Source organism: Thiorhodococcus mannitoliphagus (genome assembly GCF_010915725.1).
GTDB classification, from domain to species: Bacteria; Pseudomonadota; Gammaproteobacteria; order Chromatiales; family Chromatiaceae; genus Thiorhodococcus; species Thiorhodococcus mannitoliphagus.
In genome coordinates this window covers 1-6,020 of sequence record NZ_JAAIJR010000205.1, presented here as the reverse complement: position 1 = coordinate 6,020, position 6,020 = coordinate 1, and the positions used below count along the sequence as shown (strand labels likewise).

Below are 6,020 nucleotides of genomic sequence, written 5' to 3'. Positions count from 1 at the left end.
CATCGTCACGTCTATTGCTTCGTCAAATCTGCAACAATCAAATAGCTTATGAGTGAATTATTCGCATTCGTCGCGCGCTCTAAGTCAAGAATTATTAAGAGCTAGTTCCTATACAGCGTCTCAATGTGATCTGTCGCTGCGTTAAACGCTTGCATGCCCTGCCCTACCCTGCTCAAGGTGGCTCCGTGTCCATGGATGTCCGTCCTCAACATAACCACAGCGGTTACCCCGCACTTCGTCGAGCTGCCGAACCCAATGGATTTCGACATCATGGCTGGACCAGAGGAGATTGAAGCCTCAGCGGGTCAGGAAAGGCATACAGTCCGGAGTTGCTCAACCTGTATCTGGGTTCGCTTTGCCGGTGAGGTTGTCTTAGGCCCCGATTGATTGTGAAGGAGTCAACATGGAACGACATGAGGCAGAAGCCTTATTGCAGAAGGCCGTGGGCGATCCCGCAGTTGGGTTTCGCGCGGGTCAGTGGGAAGCGATCGATGCAATCGTGAACCGTCGGCAGAAGCTGATGGTCGTTCAGCGCACTGGGTGGGGTAAGAGTTCGGTGTACTTCATCAGTACCCGCATCTTGCGGGATCGCGGCGCGGGGCCAACGCTCATCGTCTCGCCCTTGTTGGCCCTGATGCGTAACCAGATCGAGGCGGCAGAGCGCTTGGGGATTCGCGCGACAACCATCAACTCGACCAACCGTGACGACTGGCTCGCCGTGCAACGGCAGATCCTGGCGGACGCGATCGACGCGGTTCTGATTTCACCGGAGCGACTCGCCAACGAGGGATTCGTCGAAGAGGTGCTGTTGCCGATTGCCGGCCGAATCGGCTTGCTGGTGGTCGACGAGGCGCATTGCATCTCGGACTGGGGGCACGATTTCAGGCCGGATTACCGCCGCTTGGTGAATGTCCTGCGCCAACTGCCGCCCAATATGCCCCTGCTGGGCACCACGGCAACGGCCAACGACCGCGTGATCGAGGATGTGCGGTCGCAGCTTGGCGACATCCTGATTCAGCGCGGTCCGCTCGTCCGCGACAGCCTGATGCTTCAGACCCTGCGTCTGCCCGATCAGGCGTCGCGTCTCGCCTGGCTCGCGCAGCATATACCCGAGCTGCCGGGGACCGGGATCGTCTATGTCCTGACGATCCGGGATGCCGATCAGGTGGCGGCTTGGCTGCGTTCGCGGGGGATTGAGGCGCTGGCCTATTATGGCAGTGTCGAGCATCCTGATTTTCCGGATAGCAACAGCTATCGCCAGCACCTTGAAGATTTGCTGCTGCGGAATGAGGTCAAGGCCCTGGTGGCAACGACCGCGCTGGGGATGGGCTACGACAAGCCCGATCTTGGTTTCGTGATCCACTATCAGGCGCCGGGATCCGTGGTGCATTACTACCAGCAGGTCGGGCGCGCGGGGCGTGCGATCGACACGGCTCATGGTGTCTTGCTGGCCGGAGACGAGGATGATGATATCCATGCCTTTTTCCGGAACAGTGCGTTCCCAGATGAGCGGAATGTGACTGCGATCCTGGACTTGCTGGCGGCTCAGGATGGTCTATCGATTTTGCAGCTGCAGGAGACACTGAATCTCAGGCACGGTCAGATCGAGAAGGCGCTCAAGGGATTGAGCGTCGAGTCACCGGCTCCGCTCATCAAGCAGGGAAGCCGTTGGTATCGGACGCCCGTGCCTTTTGCGATGGATCGTGAAAGCATTCGACGCTTGACCGAGCAACGGGAGCACGAGTGGCAGGAGATCCTCGACTACATCGATAGCTCCGGATGCCTGATGGCCTTTCTTCGAAACGCCTTAGACGACCCCGAGGCGACCGATTGCGGTCGGTGTGCGGTATGCCAAGGTCGACCGGTGGTTGACACGAGCGTGGAGCGCCGCTTGGCGATCGAGGCTGCGCGTTTCCTGTGCCATGCCGAGGTAGCGTTCAAGCCCAAGAAGCAAGTCGCGTCCGGCGCGTTTCCAGAGTACGGTCTCAAGGGAAACCTGCCAGTGAGCCTGCAAGCCCAGGAGGGACGCATCTTGTCCCGCTGGGGGGACGCCGGCTGGGGTGGCCTGGTGGCACAGGACAAGCCCGCGGGACGCTTTCGAGATGAGCTGATCGAGGCGGCTGCGGAGATGATTCGAGAGCGGTGGCGGCCGGATCCCCCGCCACAGTGGGTGACGTCTGTTCCATCACGCAACCATCCGACCCTGGTCCCGGACTATGCGCATAGGCTCGCGCGGCGGCTCAACCTGCCGTTCGTCGATGCCATCCGCAAGATTCGCGATAATGAGCCGCAGAAGATGCAGCAGAACCGGTTCCATCAATGTCGCAACCTCGATGGCGTGTTTCAGTTGAGCACGGGTATCCCTTCGGGAGCGGTCTTGTTGATTGACGATGTGATTGATTCCGGGTGGACGATGGCGGTTCTTGCCGCGCTCCTGCGGCGCGGGGGAAGCGGACCGGTCTTTCCGGTCGCGCTGGCGTCCACCTCCACTGGTGATTGAATGACGATCTCGGCGAATACCCAAGCCATCCTTCTGCTGACAGCTCATTTCACGAAGGGTGAGTCCGGCGCGCTCAAACCGCTCACGCCAAAGGAGTATGGCCGTTTCGCGGAATGGCTCAGACAGCAGTCCTTGGCGCCCGAGCAGCTTCTGAGTGGTCGTCTGACCGATATGCTCGGTGCCTGGCAAGACAAGACGGTCACCATCGATCGGATCAGCGCCTTGCTCGACCGAGGATCGGCCCTGGCGCTGACGATGGAGAAATGGCTCCGCGCTGGCTTATGGGTCATGACACGCTCCGATCCGGATTACCCGAAACGACTCAAGCACTACCTGCGCGGTGATTCGCCCGCGGTCTTCTTTGGGTGTGGAAACAAGATCTTGCTGAACGGCGGCGGACTGGCCGTGGTCGGGTCGCGCAACGTGAAGGAAGCCGATCTGGACTACACCCGCAAGGTTGGAGCGCTGGCGGCAAGTGCCGGCGTGTCGATCGTGTCCGGCGGGGCGCGGGGCGTGGATGAGACTGCGATGCTCGGCGCGTTGGAGGCAGAAGGAACAGCGGTCGGCATTCTGTCTGACAGCCTGCTCCGGGTCTGCTCTAGCGCCAAATACCGCCGATATTTGCTCGATAACAACCTTGTGCTCATCTCGCCCTTCAATCCAGAGGCCGGGTTCAAGGTGGGCAATGCGATGCAGCGCAACAAATACATCTACTGCCTGTCGGATGCGGCGCTTGCCGTCCATTCCGGCAAGACCGGCGGTACTTGGAATGGCGCACAGGAAGATTTGAGATATCGCTGGGTACCGCTCTGGGTCAAGCGCACGGATGATCCTGAAGCCGGTAATCTGGAGCTGATCGCCGCTGGTGGCAGGGAGGCACCATCCAATATCGACGAGGTCGAGATCTCGAATTTCTTCGAAGAAAAGGCGGATCAGTCAACTGCTGACCAACCCCTGTCAAGCTCGAATGGCCCATCCGCGAAAAAACCGCCCGCCGTCCCTAGGCCTGAAGCAGGCGCTGATCCTGGTACCGAAACTCAAGCGGAGTGGCGACAGAACCAGACGGCTGCCGAGATCGAGCAACAGGCGCCACAGCATGAAGTGGATGCCAGCGTTCCCGAAGCACTCGACCTGTCGAGCGTCACCTTCTACGAGCTGTTTCTCGTCAAGACCAAGGAGATCTGCGGAACGCGCCCACGCACCACGGATGATTTGGTCGAGGCACTGGCTGTCAACAAGACGCAGTTGAACGACTGGCTCAAGCAGGCTGTTGAAGACGGTGAGCTAACCAAGCTCGTGAAGCCGGTGCGCTATGAGGTGAGCTTAAAGCAAGCAACACTGGCTTTGGAATCATGCGATCGGTGACTTCATGTCCAGTCGAACGCTCAATGCTGGTGGTCCGCCCTTCGGCCCCTGTGTCGGCGAGCTTGGTGAGGGTTTCCGCCAACGGGCGCCTGAGTCCGTTCTTTACCGTGACCCGCCAGTTCTACGGCCATGTCGCTGAGCACGTCCTCAGTAAAGTGTCCATCAATTGTTTCCCGATGCGAGCGATGCCGCCCGAAATCCCCCCTACCCCCCCTTTGCGAAAGGGGGGAAGTTGTTGATGGACGCTTTCTTAGAGAAGAGGTGGAGCCCCGGAACTGGTGTGAAACGACATGCTGGGGATGGCGATATATTCACCTGAAATCTCAGAAGAGATACATCTTGACAGCCCTTCTCGCGCATTTTGAAGCCTTGCGCAGGCGCACCTATGGAGGCGGTTGATCTGCAAATAGCGGTCACTCGTCTACTGACCCGCATGTTCGGCTGCGGGCCTCGAGTCTCGCGTTGCCGAAGCAGGATCGAATGACCGCTCCCCGTGATGCCGTCGCAGAGACTCCAAGGCCGGGCGGCCGGTTCTGGCCGGCTGCTGCCACAACGAAGGCCCAAGACGGGCATCGTCGTGGCTCACAAGGCTCGACAACAGCAGCGGCGGAAACTGGCAGGTCTAGCGGGCATTATTCTGAGAAAAATTCGCGGAATAACCTGAGCGACAATAGCAATCACTGATCGACTTCTGCGCGCCCCGCAAACAACCGGAGAAATCTTAGTGGCCGACAATCCTCAAGCACTGATGGCCGTCTCACTCGGCCTGATTCTGTGCTGCATTATCATCATCGTGCTCTTCATCATCTTCGTACACACGATGCCAGGCAAGATCGCGCGCAAGCGGGGCAATGCACAAGCCGAAGCGATCGAGATCCTTTCTCTGCTCGGGTTAATCATCTTCCCGTTGTGGATGGCCGCGCTGGTGTGGGCCTTTGTCCAGCCGTTCACCGTGCCAGTGGAATTGGTCGGGCGCGACGATCACCGCTCACCCGAGCCCGAGCCCGAGCCTGCGCTAGTAGAGTCGGATGCACCCGCAACAGCCAAAGGGGAAGCCTAGGTCATGGAACTGCTCGTCACGATCGCCTATTTCTGTCTGGTCTGGCTGATCTTCTACCGATTTCGCCTGATGCGGTTCAACCTGTTTTGGAAGTTCGTCGTCTTCGGCCTCTATGCCGCAGCGGCCTTGACCGAGGTGATCGTCCTCGGTCAGACAACGCCCTACTCCAAAGAAATGGTCGTCGAGCGGGTGGTGATCCGGCTCGCTCCAGAGTTCGGCGGCCTGGTGGCCGAGGTTCACGCCAAGCCCAACGAACCCATGGCGAAGGGTGATCCCATCTTCAGCATGGATGCGTCACCCTGGAAAGAAAAACTGCTGGAGGCCAAGGGAGCATTGGCCAGCGCCGAGCAACAGCAGAGTGCAGTGGAAGCTGAACTCGCCGCTGCCCAGCGTAAGCTGGATGACGCGGTGAGGCTGGTACCGAAGCAAATGATGGCGGCCCAGGAACTCGACATCCGTGGAGATCGCGTGGACCAACTGAAGGCGCAGATCTCCGGGATCCAGAGCCAGCAGCAGAGCCTCAAGGCCGAACTCGATGAAGCGAGCTACAACCTGGACCACGCGACCATCGTGGCTCCGGCGGACGGCTACCTCGTGGACTTGGTGCTGCGTCCTGGGGCCTTCATCCGCCTCAAACAGCCAGTCGCGAACTTCGTCAGCACTGAAGAGGTTTATCTGGCGGCCAGTATCGACCAACGAGCGACCCAGTGGATTCGCCCAGGTGACCTCGCGCATTTCGCATTGAGCATGTATCCGGGGCGAATCTTCAAGGCGAGGGTGGATTCGGTCGTGTGGGCTTCCGGCCGCGCCCAGTTGCAGGCCTCGGGCGTCCTTCCCACCGAGCAAAACCTTGGGCCGAGCCGGACCTTTTTCGTCAAGCTGGTACCTGAGGGCGACTTCACCCAGACACCCTTGGAGTTTGGCGCCAGCGGGCTGACCGCCATCTTCACCGATAAGGCGGTGGACCTGGTCAAGGTGCTGCGGATGATCGAAATCCAATCGGAGAGTCTGCTCAACTAGGCGATTTACGCGAAAGAACTTACCCGCAGTTTGGTCGGATGAGGATATCCCATTTGGGCAAAGTGGAACTGCGCT

General features: G+C 59.5%; 4 protein-coding genes. All 4 read left to right on the top strand.

The genetic code is table 11. The features are described from left to right. Nucleotides 1–403 precede the first annotated feature (403 nt). Nucleotides 404–2,500, top strand: coding sequence for a RecQ family ATP-dependent DNA helicase (locus G3480_RS24650; protein ID WP_164656878.1), 2,097 nt, complete (start codon nt 404–406; stop codon nt 2,498–2,500). Nucleotides 2,501–2,632: 132 nt separating this feature from the next. Then, nucleotides 2,633–3,865 (top strand): DNA-processing protein DprA, encoded by a 1,233-nt coding sequence (locus tag G3480_RS24645; protein ID WP_206171879.1) that lies wholly within the window; start codon nt 2,633–2,635, stop codon nt 3,863–3,865. A gap of 724 nt (nt 3,866–4,589) precedes the next feature. Further along, nucleotides 4,590–4,925 carry a DUF3302 domain-containing protein gene (locus G3480_RS24640; RefSeq protein ID WP_164656876.1) on the top strand — a complete coding sequence of 112 codons (336 nt, stop codon included), beginning with the start codon at nt 4,590–4,592 and terminating at the stop codon, nt 4,923–4,925. Between the two features lie 3 nt (nt 4,926–4,928). Then, a complete protein-coding gene (locus G3480_RS24635; RefSeq protein WP_164656875.1) occupies nt 4,929–5,945 on the top strand; it encodes an HlyD family secretion protein in 1,017 nt (338 codons plus the stop codon). Nucleotides 5,946–6,020: the final 75 nt, after the last annotated feature.